21 protein-coding genes are annotated in these 18,558 nt (G+C 62.1%); 10 read left to right on the top strand and 11 right to left on the bottom strand.

Annotation, left to right across the window (positions count from 1 at the left end; genetic code table 11):
* Nucleotides 1–2: 2 nt before the first annotated feature.
* From dapD to argB, 5 genes are all read right to left on the bottom strand, one after another.
* Complete coding sequence (gene dapD / locus PQU94_RS10195) at nt 3–863, bottom strand: 2,3,4,5-tetrahydropyridine-2,6-dicarboxylate N-succinyltransferase (RefSeq protein ID WP_272741360.1); 861 nt, start codon at nt 861–863, stop codon at nt 3–5.
* Nucleotides 864–960: 97 nt separating this feature from the next.
* Nucleotides 961–1,764: a DUF2145 domain-containing protein gene (locus PQU94_RS10190; protein ID WP_272741359.1), complete on the bottom strand. Its 804-nt coding sequence runs from the start codon at nt 1,762–1,764 to the stop codon at nt 961–963.
* Between the two features lies 1 nt (nt 1,765).
* Nucleotides 1,766–2,107 (bottom strand): hypothetical protein, encoded by a 342-nt coding sequence (locus PQU94_RS10185; protein WP_272741358.1) that lies wholly within the window; start codon nt 2,105–2,107, stop codon nt 1,766–1,768.
* A gap of 89 nt (nt 2,108–2,196) precedes the next feature.
* Nucleotides 2,197–2,847 carry a pyrimidine 5'-nucleotidase gene (locus tag PQU94_RS10180; protein WP_272741357.1) on the bottom strand — a complete coding sequence of 217 codons (651 nt, stop codon included), beginning with the start codon at nt 2,845–2,847 and terminating at the stop codon, nt 2,197–2,199.
* A gap of 241 nt (nt 2,848–3,088) precedes the next feature.
* A complete protein-coding gene (argB, locus tag PQU94_RS10175; RefSeq protein ID WP_272741356.1) occupies nt 3,089–4,030 on the bottom strand; it encodes an acetylglutamate kinase in 942 nt (313 codons plus the stop codon).
* 179 nt (nt 4,031–4,209) lie between these two features.
* Between argB and PQU94_RS10170 the strand changes: the two genes are divergently transcribed.
* Both PQU94_RS10170 and PQU94_RS10165 read left to right on the top strand, forming a co-directional pair.
* Entirely contained in the window at nt 4,210–4,626 is a 417-nt protein-coding gene (locus PQU94_RS10170) for a cupin domain-containing protein (protein WP_272741355.1), read from the top strand.
* Nucleotides 4,627–4,742: 116 nt separating this feature from the next.
* Entirely contained in the window at nt 4,743–5,900 is a 1,158-nt protein-coding gene (locus tag PQU94_RS10165; RefSeq protein ID WP_272741354.1) for a calcium:cation antiporter, read from the top strand.
* Between the two features lie 269 nt (nt 5,901–6,169).
* Here PQU94_RS10165 and rpmE read toward each other — a convergent pair whose 3' ends face one another.
* On the bottom strand, nt 6,170–6,394 hold the full coding sequence (rpmE, locus tag PQU94_RS10160) for a 50S ribosomal protein L31 (protein ID WP_013479216.1): 225 nt from the start codon (nt 6,392–6,394) through the stop codon (nt 6,170–6,172).
* A 134-nt stretch (nt 6,395–6,528) separates the two neighbouring features.
* Between rpmE and PQU94_RS10155 the strand changes: the two genes are divergently transcribed.
* The 3 genes from PQU94_RS10155 (at nt 6,529) to PQU94_RS10145 (ending at nt 10,168) form a co-directional block, all read left to right on the top strand.
* Nucleotides 6,529–8,379, top strand: a complete 1,851-nt coding sequence (locus tag PQU94_RS10155; protein ID WP_272741353.1) for an ABC transporter transmembrane domain-containing protein — start codon at nt 6,529–6,531, stop codon at nt 8,377–8,379.
* A gap of 340 nt (nt 8,380–8,719) precedes the next feature.
* Nucleotides 8,720–9,523 carry an SDR family NAD(P)-dependent oxidoreductase gene (locus tag PQU94_RS10150; RefSeq protein ID WP_272741352.1) on the top strand — a complete coding sequence of 268 codons (804 nt, stop codon included), beginning with the start codon at nt 8,720–8,722 and terminating at the stop codon, nt 9,521–9,523.
* Entirely contained in the window at nt 9,524–10,168 is a 645-nt protein-coding gene (locus PQU94_RS10145; RefSeq protein ID WP_272741351.1) for a TetR/AcrR family transcriptional regulator, read from the top strand.
* 72 nt (nt 10,169–10,240) lie between these two features.
* On the opposite strand, the gene PQU94_RS10140 is transcribed toward PQU94_RS10145, so the two are convergent.
* Both PQU94_RS10140 and efp read right to left on the bottom strand, forming a co-directional pair.
* Entirely contained in the window at nt 10,241–11,035 is a 795-nt protein-coding gene (locus PQU94_RS10140) for an inositol monophosphatase family protein (RefSeq protein WP_272741350.1), read from the bottom strand.
* Nucleotides 11,036–11,196: 161 nt separating this feature from the next.
* Nucleotides 11,197–11,763, bottom strand: a complete 567-nt coding sequence (efp, locus tag PQU94_RS10135) for an elongation factor P (RefSeq protein WP_272741349.1) — start codon at nt 11,761–11,763, stop codon at nt 11,197–11,199.
* A 164-nt stretch (nt 11,764–11,927) separates the two neighbouring features.
* On the opposite strand from efp, the gene PQU94_RS10130 reads away from it, so the two are divergent.
* A complete protein-coding gene (locus PQU94_RS10130) occupies nt 11,928–12,608 on the top strand; it encodes a hypothetical protein (protein WP_272741348.1) in 681 nt (226 codons plus the stop codon).
* A gap of 66 nt (nt 12,609–12,674) precedes the next feature.
* Nucleotides 12,675–13,838: a hypothetical protein gene (locus PQU94_RS10125; RefSeq protein ID WP_272741347.1), complete on the top strand. Its 1,164-nt coding sequence runs from the start codon at nt 12,675–12,677 to the stop codon at nt 13,836–13,838.
* On the opposite strand, the gene thiE is transcribed toward PQU94_RS10125, so the two are convergent.
* The 3 genes from thiE to PQU94_RS10110 form a co-directional block, all read right to left on the bottom strand.
* The gene (gene thiE, locus PQU94_RS10120) at nt 13,813–14,430 is read right to left on the bottom strand and encodes a thiamine phosphate synthase (RefSeq protein WP_272741515.1); all 618 of its coding nucleotides are present in this window, start codon (nt 14,428–14,430) and stop codon (nt 13,813–13,815) included. The genes PQU94_RS10125 and thiE overlap by 26 nt on opposite strands.
* 76 nt (nt 14,431–14,506) lie before the next feature.
* Entirely contained in the window at nt 14,507–15,025 is a 519-nt protein-coding gene (gene rcdA / locus PQU94_RS10115) for a protease adaptor protein RcdA (RefSeq protein WP_272741346.1), read from the bottom strand.
* A 144-nt stretch (nt 15,026–15,169) separates the two neighbouring features.
* The gene (locus tag PQU94_RS10110) at nt 15,170–15,394 is read right to left on the bottom strand and encodes a DUF1192 domain-containing protein (RefSeq protein ID WP_272741345.1); all 225 of its coding nucleotides are present in this window, start codon (nt 15,392–15,394) and stop codon (nt 15,170–15,172) included.
* A gap of 138 nt (nt 15,395–15,532) precedes the next feature.
* Here PQU94_RS10110 and PQU94_RS10105 point away from each other — a divergent pair, with 138 nt between their 5' ends.
* The 3 genes from PQU94_RS10105 (at nt 15,533) to PQU94_RS18225 (ending at nt 18,329) form a co-directional block, all read left to right on the top strand.
* Nucleotides 15,533–16,504 carry an NAD(P)H-quinone oxidoreductase gene (locus PQU94_RS10105; protein WP_272741344.1) on the top strand — a complete coding sequence of 324 codons (972 nt, stop codon included), beginning with the start codon at nt 15,533–15,535 and terminating at the stop codon, nt 16,502–16,504.
* Nucleotides 16,505–16,628: 124 nt separating this feature from the next.
* Complete coding sequence (locus tag PQU94_RS10100; RefSeq protein WP_272741343.1) at nt 16,629–17,339, top strand: DUF1013 domain-containing protein; 711 nt, start codon at nt 16,629–16,631, stop codon at nt 17,337–17,339.
* A 201-nt stretch (nt 17,340–17,540) separates the two neighbouring features.
* Nucleotides 17,541–18,329, top strand: coding sequence for a type ISP restriction/modification enzyme (locus tag PQU94_RS18225; RefSeq protein ID WP_272741342.1), 789 nt, complete (start codon nt 17,541–17,543; stop codon nt 18,327–18,329).
* Nucleotides 18,330–18,558: the final 229 nt, after the last annotated feature.

Below are 18,558 nucleotides of genomic sequence, written 5' to 3'. Positions count from 1 at the left end.
ACCTAATCCCGCAGCAGTTCGTTAATGCCGGTCTTTGAGCGCGTCTGGGCATCGACGCGCTTGACGATGACGGCGCAATAGAGGTGCGGGGCGTTCGGGTTTTTGTCATTGGCCGAGGGCATGGAGCCCGCCACCACCACCGAATAGGGCGGGACTTCGCCGTAAAAGACTTCGCCGGTGGCGCGATCGACGATGCGCGTCGATTGACCCAGATAGACGCCCATGCCCAGCACCGAGCCTTCGCGCACGATGACGCCTTCGACCACTTCGGAGCGCGCCCCGATGAAGCAATTGTCTTCGATAATGGTCGGGTTGGCCTGAAGCGGCTCAAGCACGCCGCCGATACCGACGCCGCCCGACAGGTGCACGTGCTTGCCGATCTGGGCGCAGGAGCCGACCGTGGCCCAGGTATCGACCATGGTGCCTTCGCCGACATAGGCGCCGATGTTCACAAACGACGGCATCAGCACGACATTCTTACCCACAAAGGCACCGTGGCGGACGATAGCGCCTGGCACCGAGCGGAAACCGGCGTCCTGATAGTCTTCGGCCTTCCAGGTGGCGAACTTGTTGGGCACCTTGTCCCAGAAAGGACCGATAGGTGCCTGTTCAAACAGGCCACGCCCCGTGTGCATCAGGTGGTTGCCATTTAGGCGGAAAGAGAGCAGCACGGCTTTTTTCAGCCACTGATGCGTGACCCATTCGCCGTCGATCTTTTCGGCAACGCGGAAGCGGCCATTGTCGATCAGGCCCAGCGCCTTTTCCACCGCATCGCGCACCGGACCGGTGGTGGACGGCGACAGGGTGTCGCGGATTTCCCAGGCGGCTTCGATATCGTCGTGGAAGGCGGCGAGGTCGGACATGGCGGCTCTCATAAGGTCTGTCTAAGAAGGAATGACAGGGCCTTAAGACCTATGATCCTTCGGATCAAGGTTTCTTTTCGCTCACGCTTAGGCGCGGTCAGGGCGTGCGCCGGATCACATACGCCTCTGTGGCCAACTTATGTTTGAGCATAAACGCCGACAGGCTCTCATAGGTGGCGGTACGGATCGCGCCGGGGTGGTCGTCCGTGCGCAGGCGCGCATCGGCCATCGGCCCCAGCGTGCGTTGCAGGAAACCGGCCTTGACCGTGGTCGGTTCAAACCAGCGCGTCAGATTGGCCTTGATCTGCGGGTAGGAGTCGGTCTCCCACGCCGCCGCCGCGACAACATCCAGCACAAATTCGACGCAGTTCTGGTACTTCGCCTCCAGCGGATTGGACACCAGCGAATAGTCGCTGATGTGCAGGTGCGCATAGGCGGGCGTGCCGATCAGCGCCCGCAGCCGCCGCTGCATTACCGGCGTTGGCAGGATCACTCCGACATCGTCTTCGGCTGAGACGCCGGCGAAATTGAGCGGAAAGTCCTGCTTCAGATAGGATTGGCTGACCGGCAGGGTCTTTCCGTCGCCGTGATAGAGATTATAGACCGCATAGCCCTGAAGGTGGCGTCCGTCGGCGGTGGTGATGTCGCTGTGGACCCAGAAGGCCCCATGCGTATAGGCGATGCCGGGCGGCAGCTTGTCATGCGGACGGCTGGTGCGAAAGACGATGGCCACCCGCGCGCCTTTGGCCGCCAGATCCTGCTCGATCTGTTTGGCGAAGGCGGCGGCTTCCGGCGGGCTGAAATGCGGTTTGGCGTTGGCGGCGCTGTCGCCGGATTCGTTGCCCGCCCACGCGCCGGTAGGCAGGAGCAGGGATACGGCTAGCAGCGCCGCCCGCCACACCTTACTGCGCCTTCTTCTGGAGTTTTTCGGCCTCGTTTGGAACCTTCGGCGCGTCCTGCGCCACCACGGTTTCGGGGCTGACCTTCAGGGGCTTGTTGGCTTCGTCCCAGACGGCCTCGCCGGAATCGCGGATCGCCGCACCGGTGCTTTCGGCCGAGGCCCCCACGGCGACGAAGGGCAGGGCGGCGCTGCCGGCCACCACCATCACGCCGGCACCGGACAACTGGGCGGTGGCTTCGACGGAATGGGCCGCGGCCTTGGAGGTGTTTTCAAGGCTGTCCTGCGCGGCAGCGGGCAGGGCAAGGGCAGACGCGAACAGGATAAGGGCAATCGGTTTGAACATGACCATGATCTCCGTGACACGCCTGTGAACGGCGTTCATTGAACGTAGTTCAAGAGCATCAGCCCGTCAATCGAAATATTGAACATCGTTCATTCTGCAAGGAAGGCTTTCAGAGACGCCGCCCGGATATGCACGAACGCATCGGCATTGGCTTCGGCGTGCGGGCCGACGAGAATGGTGGTCATGCCCAGTTCGTGCGCGGGCTTGAGGTTCTTCGGGCTGTCTTCGAAGAAGGCGGTTTCAGGTCCGGTCACCGCGTGCTTTTGCATCATGCGGTGAAAGGTGGCCAGATTGGGCTTGGGGATCAGGTCCGCATGGCCCAGATGAAACACGTCCTCGAACAGAGGGGTCATCTCCAGCTTGTCAAGGATGCGATAGGCGTGCTGTTCGTCGCCATTGGTGAAGACCAGCTTGCGGCCGGGCAGGGCGGTGATGGCGGCATTCAGGGTCGCGTCGGGGACAAGGCCGTCCAGCGACACATCATGCACCTCATTCATAAAGGCATAGGGGTCGATGTCGTGATAGGCCATTAGCCCGGCGAGCGTCGTCCCGTGCTCATAGAGGTATTTTTTCTGGAGCGTTCTCGCCTCTTCGCGCGGCAGGCCCGTCTGGCGCATGACGAAATCGGTCATGCGGCCTTCGACCAGTGCCATGACCTCAGCTTCGGGCGGATAGAGGGTGTTGTCGAGATCGAACAGCCAGGTGGAAACGTGCGGGAGGTTTTGAAGATGCGGGCTCATGCCGCCTGTTTCGGCGTTTTCGTTCGCCGTTTCAAGCCCCTTCTCCTCCCTGTGCCGCAGGCATGGGCAGGTGGCGCGCCGAAGGCGTGACGGAGGGGGCGACTCAGACGAAGGGACGGAATGGGCCTCTATGACAGCTCTGCTGAGTCGCCAGCGCGGGGGATAAAGACGGAGTCATCCCCCTCCGTCTGCTCGCACGCTCGCATCCACGTCCCCATTGCGTCGCAACAGGGAGGAGGGGTTACGCATCCCGCGTGATCAGCGTGCCCGCGCCGTGCTCGGTAAACAGCTCGACCAGCATGGCGTGCGGGCGGCGGCCATCGAGGATGACCACGGCCTCCACGCCGGCGTCGATGGCGGCAATGGCGGTTTCGAGCTTCGGGATCATGCCGCCGACGGCAACGCCGGTTTCGATCAGGTCCTTGGCTTCCGACACCGTCATCTGACGGATCAGGCGCTTTTCACCGTCCAGCACGCCGGCAATATCGGTCAGCAGCAACATGCGCTTGGCGTTCATCTTGCCCGCCACGGCCCCGGCTACGGTGTCGGCATTGATGTTGTAGGTCGCGCCGTCTTCGGCCACGCCGATGGGGGCGATGACCGGCACATAGTCGTGCTCCAGATCGCCGATCAGGGTGCGCAGCAGCTTGTCGTCCACGCGCTTGGGCTCACCCACAAAACCCAGATCGACCACCTGTTCGATCATCGAATCCGGGTCTTTTTTCAGGCGCGTCGCCTTTTCGACGGTGATCAGGCTGGCGTCCTTGCCCGACAGGCCGACGCCGCGCACATCGGCTTCCTGACCGGCGCGCGTGATCCACGAGGCGATTTCCTTGTTCACCGCGCCCGACAGCACCATTTCGGCGATTTCCATGGTCGCTTCGTCGGTGACGCGCAGGCCGTCGATAAAGGTCGATTTGACGCCTGCCCGACCCAGCATGGCTGAAATCTGCGGCCCGCCGCCGTGCACCACGATCGGATGGATGCCCAGCAGTTTCAGCAGCACGATGTCCGAGGCGAAGATGCGCGCCGTTTCTTCCTGACCCATGGCGTGACCGCCGTACTTCACCACGACGATTTCGCGGTCGTAGATCTGGATAAAGGGCAGGGCTTCGGCCAGGGTTTTGGCCGTGGCCCAGCCGTTTTCTTCGATGGTTTCGGTCGTGGCGGTCTGAATGATCATTTCAGGAAGGATTACCTCGGGTTACACCTGACGGCGTATCAGCAAAAGGTGACAGTACGATGAGCGCGCGCATTACAGGATATGCGGCGGCGTGTCATTATCGTTTTATGCCTGAATCGTTTTATGCCTGATGCGCCGCAAAATTAAGGTTAAGCTGAGGGCTGCAAAGGAGAAGCGCCATGACCGACGCTCAGGCTATCATCGCCGAATTGCGGATGCAGGCGCACCCGGAAGGCGGGCACTATGTCGAAACCTTCCGCGATAACCCTTCAGGCGGGCGCGGGGCGTCGTCGTGCATCTATTACCTGCTTCAGGTGGGGGAGCGTTCGCACTGGCATCGCATAGATGCCGTCGAGGTCTGGCACTACTATGCCGGTGCGCCGCTGAAGCTCCGCCTGCATCACGAGGGGCGGGGATGGGAGGTGGTGTTGGGGCCGGATGTGCTGAGCGGGCAAAGGCCGCAGGGTGTGGTGCCGGTCGGCGGCTGGCAAAGCGCAGAGAGCCTTGGGGACTGGACTCTGGTCGGATGCACGGTCGCGCCGGGCTTCGATTTTGCCGGATTTGAAATGGCCCCGCCGGGCTGGAAACCGGGATAAACCGCACAAATCGCTTCCGTCCGGGTTTGAAACGGTGACCGGGCACCCTATGTCTGAAACGAGGCCTGTCGATCCGTCCGGGCCATCCCTTCGCCACACAGGAGCTACGCGACCGAATGCCAGAAACGCCCCCCGAAAGCCATAAGGATACGCCTACCCCTTCGTCGGCAGAGAGTGCCATGCTGCATACCCCCGCACACGCGGTTCTGCCCTTATGGACGCTGGTCGTACCGTTTCTGGGGATGGGGGCCTATCTGGCGCACCTGTCCTATCTGGGGCTGGCGGGCGTGATCGGGGCGGCGGTCATCATGATGGGCTGCGTTCTGGCCGCCGTGCACCATGCCGAAGTCGTGGCGCACCGTGTAGGGGAGCCGTTCGGCACGCTGGTTCTGGCCATTGCCGTGACGATTATCGAGGTGTCGCTGATCGTGTCGCTGATGCTGTCGGGGTCAGGCGATACGGCGACTCTGGCCCGCGACACGGTGTTTGCGGCGATCATGATCATCATGAACGGTATTGTCGGCATCTGTCTGTTGGTCGGCGGCGTGCGCCATCACGAGCAGCGCTTTGTGCTCAAAGGCGTCAGCTCCGCCCTGTGCGTGCTGGCGGCCATGGCCTCCCTGTCGCTGGTCCTGCCGAACTTCACCTCCTCTGTGCCGGGGCCGTTCTTTTCGCCGTCGCAACTGATCTTCGTCGCCGTGGTGTCGCTGATCCTCTATGGTGCCTTTGTGCTGGTGCAGACGGTGCGCCATCGCGACTACTTCCTGCCGTCGGGCGAGGGCGACCTGAAACCCGACGTCCATGCCGAGCCGCCGACGCTCAAAGAGACCCTGATCGCCTTTGGCGTGCTGATCGTGGCGCTGGCCGGGGTGGTGCTGCTGGCCAAGAGCCTATCGCCGCATATCGAAAAGGCGGTGGTGGGCGCCGGCCTGCCGCTGGCGGTGGTGGGGGTGCTGATCGCCGCCCTTGTGCTGGCCCCCGAAAGCCTGTCGGCCATCAAGGCGGCGCGCCGCAACCGTCTTCAGACCAGCCTCAACCTCGCTTTGGGCTCGGCGCTGGCGACCATCGGCCTGACCATACCGGCGGTAGCGGTCTTAAGCGTCGTCATGGGCTGGCCGCTGTCGCTGGGGCTCGATACCAAGTCGATGGTCCTGCTGCTGCTGTCGTTCGTGGTGTCGATCTTTTCGCTCGGCACCGGGCGCACCACCGTGTTGCAGGGCGTGACGCATCTGGTGATCTTCGCCACCTATCTGTTCGTGACCGTGGTGCCGTAAGCATCCGTCTCCCAGTGTGCAGGAAGAGAAGGTATCCACAGATGACACAGATTGCACAGATGGGCGCTTCGCGCCCCGAATTAATCCAGATAAAGCCGCCGTTAGACGCTCTTGATCTGTGAAATCTGTGAAATCTGTGGTTTTTAACCCGGGTTGAATGTGCCTGTCATCGACTTCACTTGGCTCTCCCGCTTTGCAGGGAGAGGGGCAACGAAAAACCGGCCCAGTTGCCTGAACCGGTTTTGAAACTTTCAACGAAGTTTCGAGGCTTACTTCTTAAGGAAACCGCCGAACTTGTTGTTGAAGCGCGACACGCGGCCGGCGCGGTCGAGCAGGGTGTTCTGACCACCGGTCCACGCCGGGTGCGTGCGGGGGTCGATGTCGAGGTTCAGGACAGCGCCTTCCTTGCCGTAGGTCGAGCGGGTCTGATAGGACGAACCGTCGGTCAGGGTAACCGTGATCCAGTGATAGTCGGGGTGACCGTCTTTTTTCATCTCTATTAAGTCCTTAAAAACGTCCGGCCAGCAGGGATGCGGACGCGAAGAAAGGGTGAAGCTGTTACAGCGAAGCGCGGCTCATAGCGTAAGCGGCGTTGCGGCGCAAGCCATAACGCATTAAAGGCGGGTTTATGACCGCACAGACACCCCCGCACAGCGACGCCGACGCCCTCAATGACCGCCCCGGATCGGGGGCTGAACTGGTAGGGCAGATCACCTCCGCCGCGGCCGGGCGTGAAAAGACGCGCAACCTCAAGCCCTTACTGCGGCTTTGGCCCTATATTGCACGGCTGAAGCTCGATGCGGTCTTAGCCATCTTCTTTCTGCTGTTGTCCTCCGGTGCCACCCTGTCGCTGACGGTCGCCTCGCGCTACCTGATCGACAACGGCTTTGGCTCTCAGGATGGGTCGCAACTGAACCTGTGGTTCGGGGTGATGGCCGGAGTGGCGCTGGTGCTGGCTCTGGCGACTGCCTTGCGCTACTTCTACATCACCAAGCTGGGCGAGCGGGTGGTGGCCAATCTGCGCAAGGATGTGTTCAACCACATTCTGGGCCTCGATCCCGGTTTCTTCCTGAAAATCCGCACGGGCGAGGTCATTTCACGCCTGACCACCGATCTTCAGATCGTCGATACCCTGGTTTCGACCTCGATCTCCATGGCGCTGCGCAATGGTATTTCGTTTGTCGGCGGCCTGATCCTGCTGATGTTCGTCAGCCCCAAACTGACCCTGTTCGTACTGTGTATCTTCCCGGTGGTGCTGGTGCCGCTGTTCACCTTTGGCAAGCGGGTGGGGCAGTTGACGCGCCAGACGCAGGACAGCTTTGCTGCCGCCGTCGGCACGGCGGGTGAGACGCTGGACGCGCTGGAAACCGTGCAGGCCTTTGTGCGCGAAGACTATGCACGCGGCCGCTTTGGCGACGGTGTGGAAACGGCGTTTCGCCAGTCGCTGAAACGCATGGGGGCGCGGGCCCTGATGACGGCGCTGGTCATTTCACTGGTCTTTGGCGGCATTGCCTTTGTGCTGTGGCTGGGCTCGCGCGCCGTTCTGGCCGGAGAGATGTCGGAAGGGACGCTGATTCAGTTTGTCATGCTGTCGGTGCTGGTGGCCGGATCGGTCGGCTCTTTGTCGGAAACCTGGGGCGATGTGCAAAAGGCCGCCGGGGCCATGACGCGCATCGACGAGCTGCTCACGGCGCAGCCGACCATCGTTGCGCCCGCCAACCCGCTGCCTCTGCCGGAACCAGCGCGCGGAGCGGTGGTGTTTGATCAGGTCGATTTTGCTTATCCGGCACGCCCGGAACAGCCGGTCCTGAGCGGCTTTTCGCTGAGCGTGCAGCCCGGTGAGACGGTGGCTCTGGTCGGTCCGTCGGGGGCGGGGAAATCGACCGTGTTCAAGTTGCTGCTGCGCTATTACGAGCCCACGACCGGGACGATTGCGCTCGATGGCGTCGATATCGCCAAAGCCGACCCCAAGGCGGTCCGCCGCTGCCTGTCGCTGGTGGCGCAGGACGCCGCCCTGTTCTCGACCTCGCCCGCCGAGAATATCCGCTTCGGCCGCGAGGACGCGACGCCCGAAGAGATACAGACGGCGGCGATGAAGGCGCAGGCGCAGGCCTTTATCGAGGCCCTGCCGCAGGGCTTCGACACGCCTCTGGGGGAGCGCGCCAAGTCGCTGTCCGGCGGGCAGAAGCAACGCCTGTCGATTGCGCGGGCGCTGGTGCGTCAGGCCCCGGTGCTGCTGCTCGATGAGGCGACCTCGGCACTCGATGCCGAAAACGAGCGGCTGGTGCAGGATGCGCTGAACGAGGCGATGAGCGAACGCACGACGCTGGTTATCGCCCACCGGCTGGCCACGGTGCTCAAGGCAGACCGCATCGTGGTGATGGACGAAGGCCGCGTGGTCGAGCAGGGAACGCATGATGAGCTGGTGGCGCAGGGCGGATTGTATGCCCGTTTAGCTGAATTGCAATTCGGGGCCTGAGGCGCCTCGCGCGTAAGACAGCGGCTGGCATCAACAATTGTTACGGTTGTGCGGAAAAGGTATCATAAGGCCGCAAATCGCGTGATCGGGGATAAAAAACCACTCATACGGGAAAAATTTTCCTGTTTAAACTCACGTATTTAACGGACTGAATACGTATTCACGTCTTCATATCATTGATATACTGAACGTATAGTTTTACATAGCGGCAACCCGGAACCTCCCCCCATCCGGATGAGTTTGGCCGTCCTCCCTGTACCGGCCCTTTTTGGGATAGCGTACTGTGTCAGATGATTTGTTAGAGCCCGATGGGGCTTCCGACGCGTTCGGAAGCCAGCGGGTGTGGTTTATAGCCGGGGCCTGGCATGGCCTTGGGCGCGAACTGGTGCGTGCTGCGCTCGAACGCGGCGATTTTGTGGTGGCCACGGGCCGCCGCCCGGAAACCTTTGCCACCGGGTTTGAAGACTATGCCCATGCGCTGGTGGCGCTGGCCATGGACTCTGATGACGCCCACGAAGTGCGTGTGGCGGTCGATACGGCCATCCGTTGCTTTGGCCACATTGATATTCTGGTCAACAATGCCTGCGCCAGCCTGATCGGCGCGGTGGAGGAGGCGAGCGACCTCGAAGTGCGCCGCCTGTTTGAAACCAATCTGTTCGGTGTGCTCAATGTGATGCGCGAAGTGCTGCCGCACATGCGCGAACGCCGCCGTGGCCATGTGGTGACCCTGGCCTCCGGCTATCCGGAACAGGCGGCAGGCTTTGGCCTGACCCACGCGGTGCGCGGCGCGGTGATCGGCCTGTCCGAGTCGCTGACGCAGGAACTGAAACCGCTGGGGATTCAGGTGACGACCGTGGACCCCGGTATGCTGGGCGGCCCCGAAGCCCGCATCATCGCGCGTCAGGTGATCGCGGACTATGACACCCGGCTTGGGCCTGCGCGCCTGTGGCAGGAAGAGCTGGACGAGATGGTCATGGCCGGGCGTGCGCAGGCCGTGCTTCGCGCCATGGACCTCCCCGAAGCGCCCGGTCATCTGGTGCTGGGGGCGCGTGCTTATGAACGGGCGCTGCGCCGCCTGACCGCCCTTCAGGCCGAACTGTCGGCCTGGCGTAATCTGAGCTTGTATCAATCTGAGGCCGCGTAAATGACTATCGACCCTGTATCGCCTCCTGCCAAGCGCCCGCGCGGCCGCCCCCGTTCGGAAAGCGCGCGTGAGCAGATCCTTCAGGCGACGCTGGACCTGCTCGAAGCGGGCAATCTGCGCGACATTACCGCCGAAGCCATTGCGCGCAAGGCGGGGGTGTCGAAGGCGACCCTCTATAAGTGGTGGCCGAACAAGCTGCATATTGCCTTCGATGCCTTCATGGCACGTATGAGCGATGAGATCGTTGTCCCGGACACCGGGTCGTCGGAGCACGACTTCCTGATGGCGATGCGCGACGCCATGGCCTTCTATTCCTCGGCCGCCGGGCGCACCCTGGCGCAGTTGATCGCCGAAGGGCAGGGGGATGAGACCTTCAATCAGGCCCTGCTGGAAAGTTTCCTCAACCAGCGCCGCGAAGCCGTGGCGACCATCTGGCGGCGAGGGGTCGAGCGGGGCGATCTGCGTAGCGATATCGACATGCAGATGGGGCTGGACCTGATCTACGGGCCGCTGATGTTCCGCTTTCTGGCCGGGCGGTTCCATTCCATGAACGCCGAAGAGGCGGACAAGCTGATCGCCATCGTGTTCCGGGGCATTACCCCCGTCCGCCAGACTGCCGAGGCCGCCGCCCTGATCGACGCCTGACAAGGGTTTGGCTCACAACAAAAAGCCGCGCAGAGATCGCTCTGCGTGGCTTTTTGTCTTCGAGGCAATGGCTTACTTCGCCAGTTGCAGCTTTTCCAGCAATTGCGGATAAAGGTCGAGATTGGCGGCCAGCATTTCGCCGGTGATCAGCGGCGACTGATCGCCGTCCAGCGAGCCGACCTTGCCCCCCGCTTCGGTGATCAGCAGGGTGCCGGCAGCCATATCCCACGGCTTCAGACCGCGTTCCCAGTAGCCGTCCACCTGACCCGACGCCACCATGGCGAGGTCGAGCGAGCAGGCCCCCAGACGACGGATGCCCGCCGTGCGCTGCATGATCTGATGCAGTTCCTTCAGGGCCTGGGCGTGGCCGGTCTTGCCCACAAACGGCAGGCCGGTGGCGATCAGGCTGTCTTCCATCACCTTGCGGGCCGAGACGCGCAGGCGGCGGTCATTGTGATAGGCACCCTTGCCCTTTTCGGCCCAGTACAGGTCGTTGGTGATCGGGTTATAGGTCACGCCCGCGACGATCTCGCCATCGCGCTCCAGTGCCACGGTACAGGCGAACACCGGGATACCGTGCATGAAGTTGGTGGTGCCGTCGATGGGATCGACGATCCAGCGGTGCGTCTTGTCCGTGCCTTCGCGCAGACCCTGTTCTTCCCCCAAAAAGCCATAGCCGGGGCGCAGGCGGGTCAGTTCCTCGAACAGGGCGGCTTCGACGCGCTTGTCGGCAGCGGTCACGAAGTCGCCGGGGCCTTTGCGCGACACCTGAAGCTCGGTGATTTCGCCGAAGTCGCGGGACACGCCCTTGCACGCCTTGCGGATGGCGGCGACCATGGCCTGAATGAGGGCGGATTGGATTACCACGGCTTATTCCTTTAAGTTTGGCGGACGTGAGATTGCCGCCCTAACTAAAAAGTCACTTCAGGGCGAAGAACTGCTCAGAAGAACGGAGGAATGGCCCTGAAGTGACAATACTCAAATCACGAAAAACGTACCGGCACCTACACCGGGACTTTTTCGTGAGATCAATCGGCGCGGCGCATATATTCGCCGGTTTCGGTTGAAACGACGATACGCTCGCCCGTGCCCATGAAGGGCGGGATCATGACGCGCATACCGTTCGACGCCTTGGCGGGCTTATAGGAGGATGAAGCGGTCTGACCCTTGATGGTCGGCTCGGTTTCGATGACTTCCAGCACGACCGTGTCGGGCAGGGTCATGCCGATCGGCTTGCCTTCGTGGGATTCGATGACGACGATCATGCCGTCGTGCAGGAAGCGAACCTGATCTTCGCCCACCCAGTCCTTCGACAGCGAGATCTGCTCGTAGTTTTCCTGATCCATGAACACCAGCATGTCGCCATCTTCGTAGAGGTACGAATGGTCGCGTTGCTCCAGCACGGCGCGCTCAACCGTATCGTCGGAACGGAAGCGCTCGTTCAGCTTGGTGCCGGTGACGAGGTTCTTCATTTCGACCTGGGCAAAGGCGCCGCCCTTGCCGGGCTTCACGTGCTCGGTCTTCACGACGGCCCACAGACCGTTCTGATATTCGAGGATCATGCCCGGTTTGATGGTATTGGCGTTGATTTTCATGGATTCGACTTGTCAAGGAGCGAGCGCGGACGCCCAGAATAGTGTGCGCGCGTTACTACACGCTTACCCCCAACGAGGCAAGGGGGCCACGTCGCGGTGCCGGGAATCGACTTTTTATGACGGGCAGCGCATGGTAGGGACATCGAGATAAAGAGGAGCGTGACATGCTTAAGCCGACCGGACTAGCCCTTATGGCCCTGTTGACCCTGACGGCCTGTGGCAAACCGGACAAGCCGGCGGCCTCTGGTGACGCTTCGTCCACCGCCTCTCAGTCGGCGACGGAAAAGGGCGCGCAACCCCTGTCCTGCGAAGGGCCTGTCGGCAAATCCGCCACGGCGGCACAACTGCTTCAGACCTATGCCGGAAAAGCGCGCGAAGAAACGGTGCCGGGTCCGGAAGGCACGACCGAAAGCGCCATCGTCCTCTATCCCGACGATCCGGCACGCAAGGTCGTCGTTACCTTCTGGGACGAGGCCAAGACACAGGTGGCCGATGTGCGCATCGGTCGCGGCGCGGTGCAGTGGTACGGCCCCGGCAATATCCGCATCGGCTCCCCGCTCAAAGCGGTCGAAGCGGCCAATGGCAAGGGGTTCGATCTCTATGGTTTTGACTGGGACTACGGCGGCTATGCGGCGGACTTCAAGGGCGGCACGCTGGGCATGATGCCGGGCGACTGCGTGCTGAGCCTGCGCTTCGCCCCGCCGGAAGGCCACACCGGTCAGATGACCAGCGATATTGTCGGCGACACGCAGGTGGCGTCTTCCAACCCCAATATGCAGGCGCTGCAACCGGTCATCGTCGAAATGTCGGTCGGCTGGCCGTCACCTGCGGCGGCGGTGGAGTAAGACGCGCGTTGCGCTCTGGTTGACTGTGGGCGGGACCCTTTGTATCCCCTTACTCAGGGGTAGGGCATGTCAGTCGAAAAAAACTTTCGTCGCACGAAATACGACCGGCAGGAGATCATCTTGCTGCTGCTTTTCTGTGTGGGGATCTTCCTGCTGGGGCTGATCGTCTCCACAGACGAGCGCCTTTCGCTGCGCCTGCTCATATGCGGCATGAGCCTGAGCGGCGCGGTGGTCTCAGGGGTTACCTATATCAGCAGCTACTTTGCCTATCTAAAACTGGATGCTGAGGCGGTCGAATGGCGAGCCGCCTTCAAGGTTCACAGAGTGCGACGGCAGGAGGTGCTGGGTTGGGGGCTCAAGACCTCTAAATCCGTAACCCATATAGAGGTCCGGACCCTAGACGGCGACTTATGGCGTATAAAGGTGTCCTTATTTGGCGGCGCGCAAACCGCCCTTGCGGACTGGCTGAACGGGCTGCCCGATCTGGAGGCCACGGAGGAGACGTTCAAGAACAGGGCACTGCTCACCAACCCTGGCTTTGGTCCGACCGAGGTTCGTGAAGCGCGGATTTATAACCATAAAGCGTTTCTTGGCGTCCTCTCAGGCCTCTCCGGCATGGTGGCTTTCTGGACACTGATCAGCGGGTATCCGCCCGTTCGGGTGATTGCCGTGCTTATTCCGGTGCTGGTATGTGGGCTGCCAGCTCTGTCGGGTGGGCGGTGGTCGTTTTTCGGCCAACCCCGCCGGACCTTGCCCGTCTGGCATATAGCGGTCTGGCCTGTGGTGACGACAGCACTGGTCGCTTATTTCCGGTTTGAGCCCGTCGACGAGGCAGCGATCTTGGGGGGCGGTCTGGTCGCGGCGCTCGGTTTGCTGATCGTACAAAAAATGGGGGATCGTCGCGTCATAAGTTGGCTGATCCTGCCCGTAAATCTGATCTACGCCTTCAGTGCCCTCACCCTGGCCAACGGCGCCTATGAGACGGCGCCCCCGCAGTCTTTTGAAACGGAGGTGCTCAGCAAGACGTCCGGACGCTATGGGGCCAAGTTTGTGCGCGTGGAGCCTTGGGGGCCTGTAACGCAGGTCCGCAAGTTGCCTATTGGAACGCAGACCTATCGCAAGACCGAACCGGGGGACACCCTGTGCCTGACGCTCTACACCGGTGCGCTGGGCTGGCAGTACTATGACTGGAGGCGGTGTGGCCCTAAATCGCCGCCAGCAGCGCCCTGACGCCGGCCGCCGGGCCGTCCGGATGGGTCCAGACGGCGCCGGATACGGCGATAAAGTCGGCTCCGGCGGCGGAGACTTCGGCCGCATTTGCTGCGGTGATGCCGCCGATGGCGACGCAGGGGACTTCCATCGTCTCCTGCCAGATGGTCAGGGTGTCCAGTTCGGCCATGTGTTCGACCGTCTTGGTGGCGGTGGGATAGAAGGCCCCGAAGGCGACGTAGTCGGCCCCGGCCTCGGCGGCTTCCATGGCCAGATGGCGGCTATTGTGGCAGGTGACGCCGATCATGGCCTCGCCCCCCAGCCGCTTGCGCGCCTCCTTATAGGGTGTGTCGGACTGACCCACGTGCACGCCGTCAAGACGCAATTCCTTCGCCAGATCGACATGGTCGTTCATCAGCACCGCCGTACCGTGCCGGTGGGCGATCGGCGTGATCAGCCGCGTCAGCGCGCGGATTTCATCCAGAGACACGTCTTTGAGGCGGATTTGCAGGGCCGGGACCGGGCCAGCCGACAGGGCGTCGTCCACAGCGCGCGCAAAGGCGGCGTGGTCGGCAATGCTGGGTGGCGTGATGAGGTAGAGTTGCGAGGTCATCGCCTCGTCCTGCCCCAAAAGCGGGCCGGGGGCAAGTTTTTCCATCCCGCCCGCTTCGCTACAGCGGAGGAGGATATCAGAGATTGCCAAACGTGTTGCGCAGCAGGGCCATCTGATCCAGCACCGGATTGGTCTGCGGCTTGTCGGCTTCGGCTTCGACGAACATACGGCGGTCGAGGTGCGAGATGCGGTCGTACAGGCGGTTGGAGCGGTCCAGCAGTTCCAAAAGCCCCTGCGGCAGCACCTTGAGCTGATCGCCATATTCGCTCTGGGCGGCGGCCGACAGGCGATATTTTTCGTCGCAGGCGTCGCTGGCTTCCATATCGCCTTCGCGCACGGCGCGCTGCACCAGCAGCCACGAGGCAATCTGCATCAGGCGCGTGGTCAGGCGCATGGATTCACCGGCATACAGAAGAGCGTCTTCGCGGCTGAGGATGCGCGAGTCGCGACGGCCATCGCCATCCAGATAGGCCGCGGTTTCTTCCACCAGACCCATACCTTCGCGGAAGGTCCGGTCAAACAGGTCCGAACGGGCAAAATCACGCACGAGGTCCGCACGCTGGGACAGGGAAACTACGGCACCGGTATCGGACATGGCTGGCCTTCGGAAAATCTCAAAACACACAATACGAGAGTACGCAAACCGCACTCTTGGGGTCACCGCCTGTCCTGCAACGGGCGTGCCACCCGAAGCGATAAGACGGGGCGCGCACCTGCCACGCCGAACCCTAACAAAGCCCTAACTCCCCTTGAAGGAGAACAGGGCTTCTGCCGCGCTGCGCCCGGACTGCTTGGAGTCGAGCATGGTCCGGGTACGCACGATTTCGGCCTCAAGCGCGCCGATGCGCTCTTTAAGGTCGATCACCGAATAACCGCTCAGATCCTCACGGATCAAGGCATTCAGCGGCCCGCCCGGCCCTGTGCCTGAGCGAAAAGCGGAATGTAACGCTTCCTCGTCCGACATGCGGCGTCTCCTCTGGGGGTTATGTCGAGGCGCGAAAACCTTTGCAGCCAGCGCGCGAACCGTTGCGCCCGCCCCAAATGTCTCTACATAGCCTATAAAACCCCCATGGGGCGAAGAAAGCAAGCGGCACGGTTGATCATGAAAGCTATTCTCATCCGCGACGGCGGCCATTCCGGCGACGATCTGTATGTGGCCGATGTGCCGCGTCCCGAAGTGGGGCGGGGACATGTGTTAATTCGGGTCAGCCACGCCGGCGTGAACCGCCCCGACATCCTGCAAAGACAGGGCAGCTACCCGCCGCCGCCCGGTGCGTCGCCGATTATGGGCCTTGAGGTCGCCGGGACGGTCGAAACCGTCAACAGCGACGAAAACCTGTGGACAGCGGGCGACCGCGTGTGCAGCCTGGTCAATGGCGGCGGCTATGCCGAATTTGTCAGCGTCGATGCCCGCCACCTCCTGCCGGTGCCGCGCGGTCTGAGCGAGGCCGAAGCGGCGGGCCTGCCCGAAGTGTGCCTGACCGTCTATGCCAATCTGATGGAGCACGGGGCGTTGCAGGCGGGTGAGACCGTGCTGGTCCACGGGGCCAATTCCGGTATCGGCTCGATGACGGTGATGATGGCCAAGGGGTTTGGCGCCACCGTCATCGCCACGGTGCGCGGGGCGGAGCGGGCGGCGTGGGTGAAGGCGCTGGGGGCCGATCACGTGATCGACACCAGCGACAGTGATTTTGTCACCCCGGTCAAAGACCTTGGCGGGGCCGATGTGGTGCTCGACATCATGGGGGGCGACTACACGCCCAAAAACATCCTGTGCCTCAAACTCCGGGGCCGCATCGTGCAGGTCGGCATGATCCGCGGCAACACCACCCAAATCGAGTTGCCGCGTCTGATGCAGAAGCAGGGCATACTGACGGGCTCGATGCTCAGACCGCGCAGCGCCGACGAAAAGGCCCGCCTCAGCGCGGCGGTGGCCGAACGCGTGTGGCCGCTGATCGAAGGCGGGGCCATCCGCCCGGTGCTTGCCAAAGTGTTCGACGCCGCCGACGCCGGAGCGGCGCAGGCCTATCTCGATAGCGGCCAGCACACGGGCAAGGTGGTGCTGAGGTGGTGATCCGGCTACCCGTTTTGTCGCGGATAATCCTATTCCCTTCGATGAAAAATCGGTCTATAGCGGTGACAAGAATCCCCTCACGCCCGGTCGCAAAGGCCGGGCGTAGCTATTTGTGAGACTGAATATGGCCGAAATTCTGATGCCGAAAGCGACCGCCGTGTGGCTGGTCGATAATACCAGCCTCTCGTTCGAGCAGATCGCCGATTTCTGCGGCCTGCACCTGCTCGAAGTGAAAGGCATTGCCGACGGCGAAGTGGCGCGCGACATCCGCGGGGCCGACCCGATCGCCAATGGTCAGTTGACCCGCGAAGAACTGGACAAGGCGGAAAAGACCCCGTCCTACCGTATGCAGGCGCAAAAGAGCCGCCACGCCGAACTGCTTAAGCCGCAAAAGAAGGCCCCGCGCTACACCCCCGTGTCGCGCCGTCAGGACCGCCCGGACGCCATCTACTGGTTCGTCAAGAACCACCCGGAAGTCACGGACGCGCAGATTTCCAAGCTGCTCGGCACCACCAAGACCACCATCGAGCAGGTGCGCAACCGCACCCACTGGAACGCCGCCAACCTCAAGCCGGTGGACCCGGTGACGCTGGGTCTCGTCTCGCAGATCGAGCTGGACGCCGCCGTCAGAAAGGCCGCCGAAGTGAAGCGCAAGCAGGCCGAAAAGCTGGGCATCCCGCTGGACGATCCGTCGCTGCAACCGGCGGCCCCGGTCGTGGTGCCGTTCGATGAGGAAGAAGACACCTATAGCCGCAAGGCCGACCTGACGGTCGAAGACGTCTTCGGCTCGGCCCCGTCCAAGCCCGTCCACGACGAGGAAGACGACGAATACTGATCGGCCACGCGGCCATCAAAACGGAAAAAGCCAGCGGAAACGCTGGCTTTTTTTGTGCGCGCGGGTCACGTAAATCTTATTCAGGGTTGCATCCGGCAATGCACCTGCGCCACTGTGGCGGCGGGAATCGACGCGGGGAGCGCCACCTTTGAGTCAGATACTGATCCAGCAGTTTCTCAACGAACTGACCACCCTGAAAAGGTGTCCGGTTCCCTGTCGGAATCGGTAATCCGCGAAGCCTTCAAGGACCTGCTCAAAGGCTGGGCCAAGCAGTCGGGTCTGGTCTTCGCCCCCGAACTGCGCATGGAAAGCGCGCAAAAGACGGCGGTCATCCCCGACGGCACCATTCTGCACGATCTGCGCGTGCCTCTGGGCTATTGGGAGTCGAAGGACACCCAGGACGACCTTGACGAGGAAATCCGCAAGAAGCGCCTGAAAGGCTACCCCACCGACAACATCATCTTCGAAAACTCGCACACCGCCGTCCTGATCCAGAACGGCAATGAGGTGATGCGGGCGCAGAACCTCAAACGCGACTTCCCGCGCGTGCCGTTGTATGAGGATTTTGCCCGCTGGCGCGACTGGGGGCAGACCCTGCTCGACCTGCATATCGGCTATGAAGGCGTTGAGCCGTTCGCTCTGACGCGGGTGGATACGCCGGATACGCGCGCCCGTGCGGCGGGGCTGAATCCCACCCCAAAGCTGAAATCCGACGCGCAAAACGGCATGATCACGCTCGATTCCGAAACCGTGCTGACCGGCGTGCCGCCTGAGGCCTTTGACTATCGCCTCGGCAACCGTTCGGCCATCGACTGGGTGCTGGATCAGTACAAGAAAAAGACGCCGAAGGACAAAACCATCCGCGAAAAGTTCAACACCTACCGCTTTGCCGACTATAAGGAGACGGTGATCGACCTGTTGCAGCGCGTCACCACGGTCAGCGTGAAAACCGTGGCTATCACCGAAGCGATGAGGGCGGTGAAGCGTTAGATTGTGGTGATGATGTAACGTTTGCGATCCTCCTCCCCCTATCGCGGGGAGGAGAAAACAGCCGCGTTAGACCTTAAATCTTCACCGCAGCCCGGAGCTTTGTGGCCAAAGCCGTGCGCGGCTTGTGCTTACCGTTCGCAACCGTCATCAAAACACTACCAAGTCGTTAAACGGTCGTCACACAACCGTCGGAAGAAAGAGCTCCCGTAATACATAATGGAGGGCTCCC

This window comes from Asticcacaulis currens, from assembly GCF_028550395.1.
GTDB classification, from domain to species: domain Bacteria; phylum Pseudomonadota; class Alphaproteobacteria; order Caulobacterales; family Caulobacteraceae; genus Asticcacaulis; species Asticcacaulis currens.
Note: the sequence above shows the minus strand (reverse complement) of the source record. Positions and strands in the feature narration are given on the sequence as shown.

Coding starts and splice junctions, on each gene's coding strand:
- rpmE (WP_013479216.1), bottom strand. CDS start 6,394: ATGAAAAAAGACGGTCACCCCGACTATCACTGGATCACGGTTACCCTG.
- PQU94_RS10165 (WP_272741354.1), top strand. CDS start 4,743: ATGCCAGAAACGCCCCCCGAAAGCCATAAGGATACGCCTACCCCTTCG.
- PQU94_RS10155 (WP_272741353.1), top strand. CDS start 6,529: ATGACCGCACAGACACCCCCGCACAGCGACGCCGACGCCCTCAATGAC.
- PQU94_RS10125 (WP_272741347.1), top strand. CDS start 12,675: ATGTCAGTCGAAAAAAACTTTCGTCGCACGAAATACGACCGGCAGGAG.
- PQU94_RS10185 (WP_272741358.1), bottom strand. CDS start 2,107: ATGTTCAAACCGATTGCCCTTATCCTGTTCGCGTCTGCCCTTGCCCTG.
- argB (WP_272741356.1), bottom strand. CDS start 4,030: ATGATCATTCAGACCGCCACGACCGAAACCATCGAAGAAAACGGCTGG.
- dapD (WP_272741360.1), bottom strand. CDS start 863: ATGTCCGACCTCGCCGCCTTCCACGACGATATCGAAGCCGCCTGGGAA.
- PQU94_RS10130 (WP_272741348.1), top strand. CDS start 11,928: ATGCTTAAGCCGACCGGACTAGCCCTTATGGCCCTGTTGACCCTGACG.
- rcdA (WP_272741346.1), bottom strand. CDS start 15,025: ATGTCCGATACCGGTGCCGTAGTTTCCCTGTCCCAGCGTGCGGACCTC.
- PQU94_RS10170 (WP_272741355.1), top strand. CDS start 4,210: ATGACCGACGCTCAGGCTATCATCGCCGAATTGCGGATGCAGGCGCAC.
- efp (WP_272741349.1), bottom strand. CDS start 11,763: ATGAAAATCAACGCCAATACCATCAAACCGGGCATGATCCTCGAATAT.
- PQU94_RS10180 (WP_272741357.1), bottom strand. CDS start 2,847: ATGAGCCCGCATCTTCAAAACCTCCCGCACGTTTCCACCTGGCTGTTC.
- thiE (WP_272741515.1), bottom strand. CDS start 14,430: ATGACCTCGCAACTCTACCTCATCACGCCACCCAGCATTGCCGACCAC.
- PQU94_RS10105 (WP_272741344.1), top strand. CDS start 15,533: ATGAAAGCTATTCTCATCCGCGACGGCGGCCATTCCGGCGACGATCTG.
- PQU94_RS10145 (WP_272741351.1), top strand. CDS start 9,524: ATGACTATCGACCCTGTATCGCCTCCTGCCAAGCGCCCGCGCGGCCGC.
- PQU94_RS10100 (WP_272741343.1), top strand. CDS start 16,629: ATGGCCGAAATTCTGATGCCGAAAGCGACCGCCGTGTGGCTGGTCGAT.
- PQU94_RS10110 (WP_272741345.1), bottom strand. CDS start 15,394: ATGTCGGACGAGGAAGCGTTACATTCCGCTTTTCGCTCAGGCACAGGG.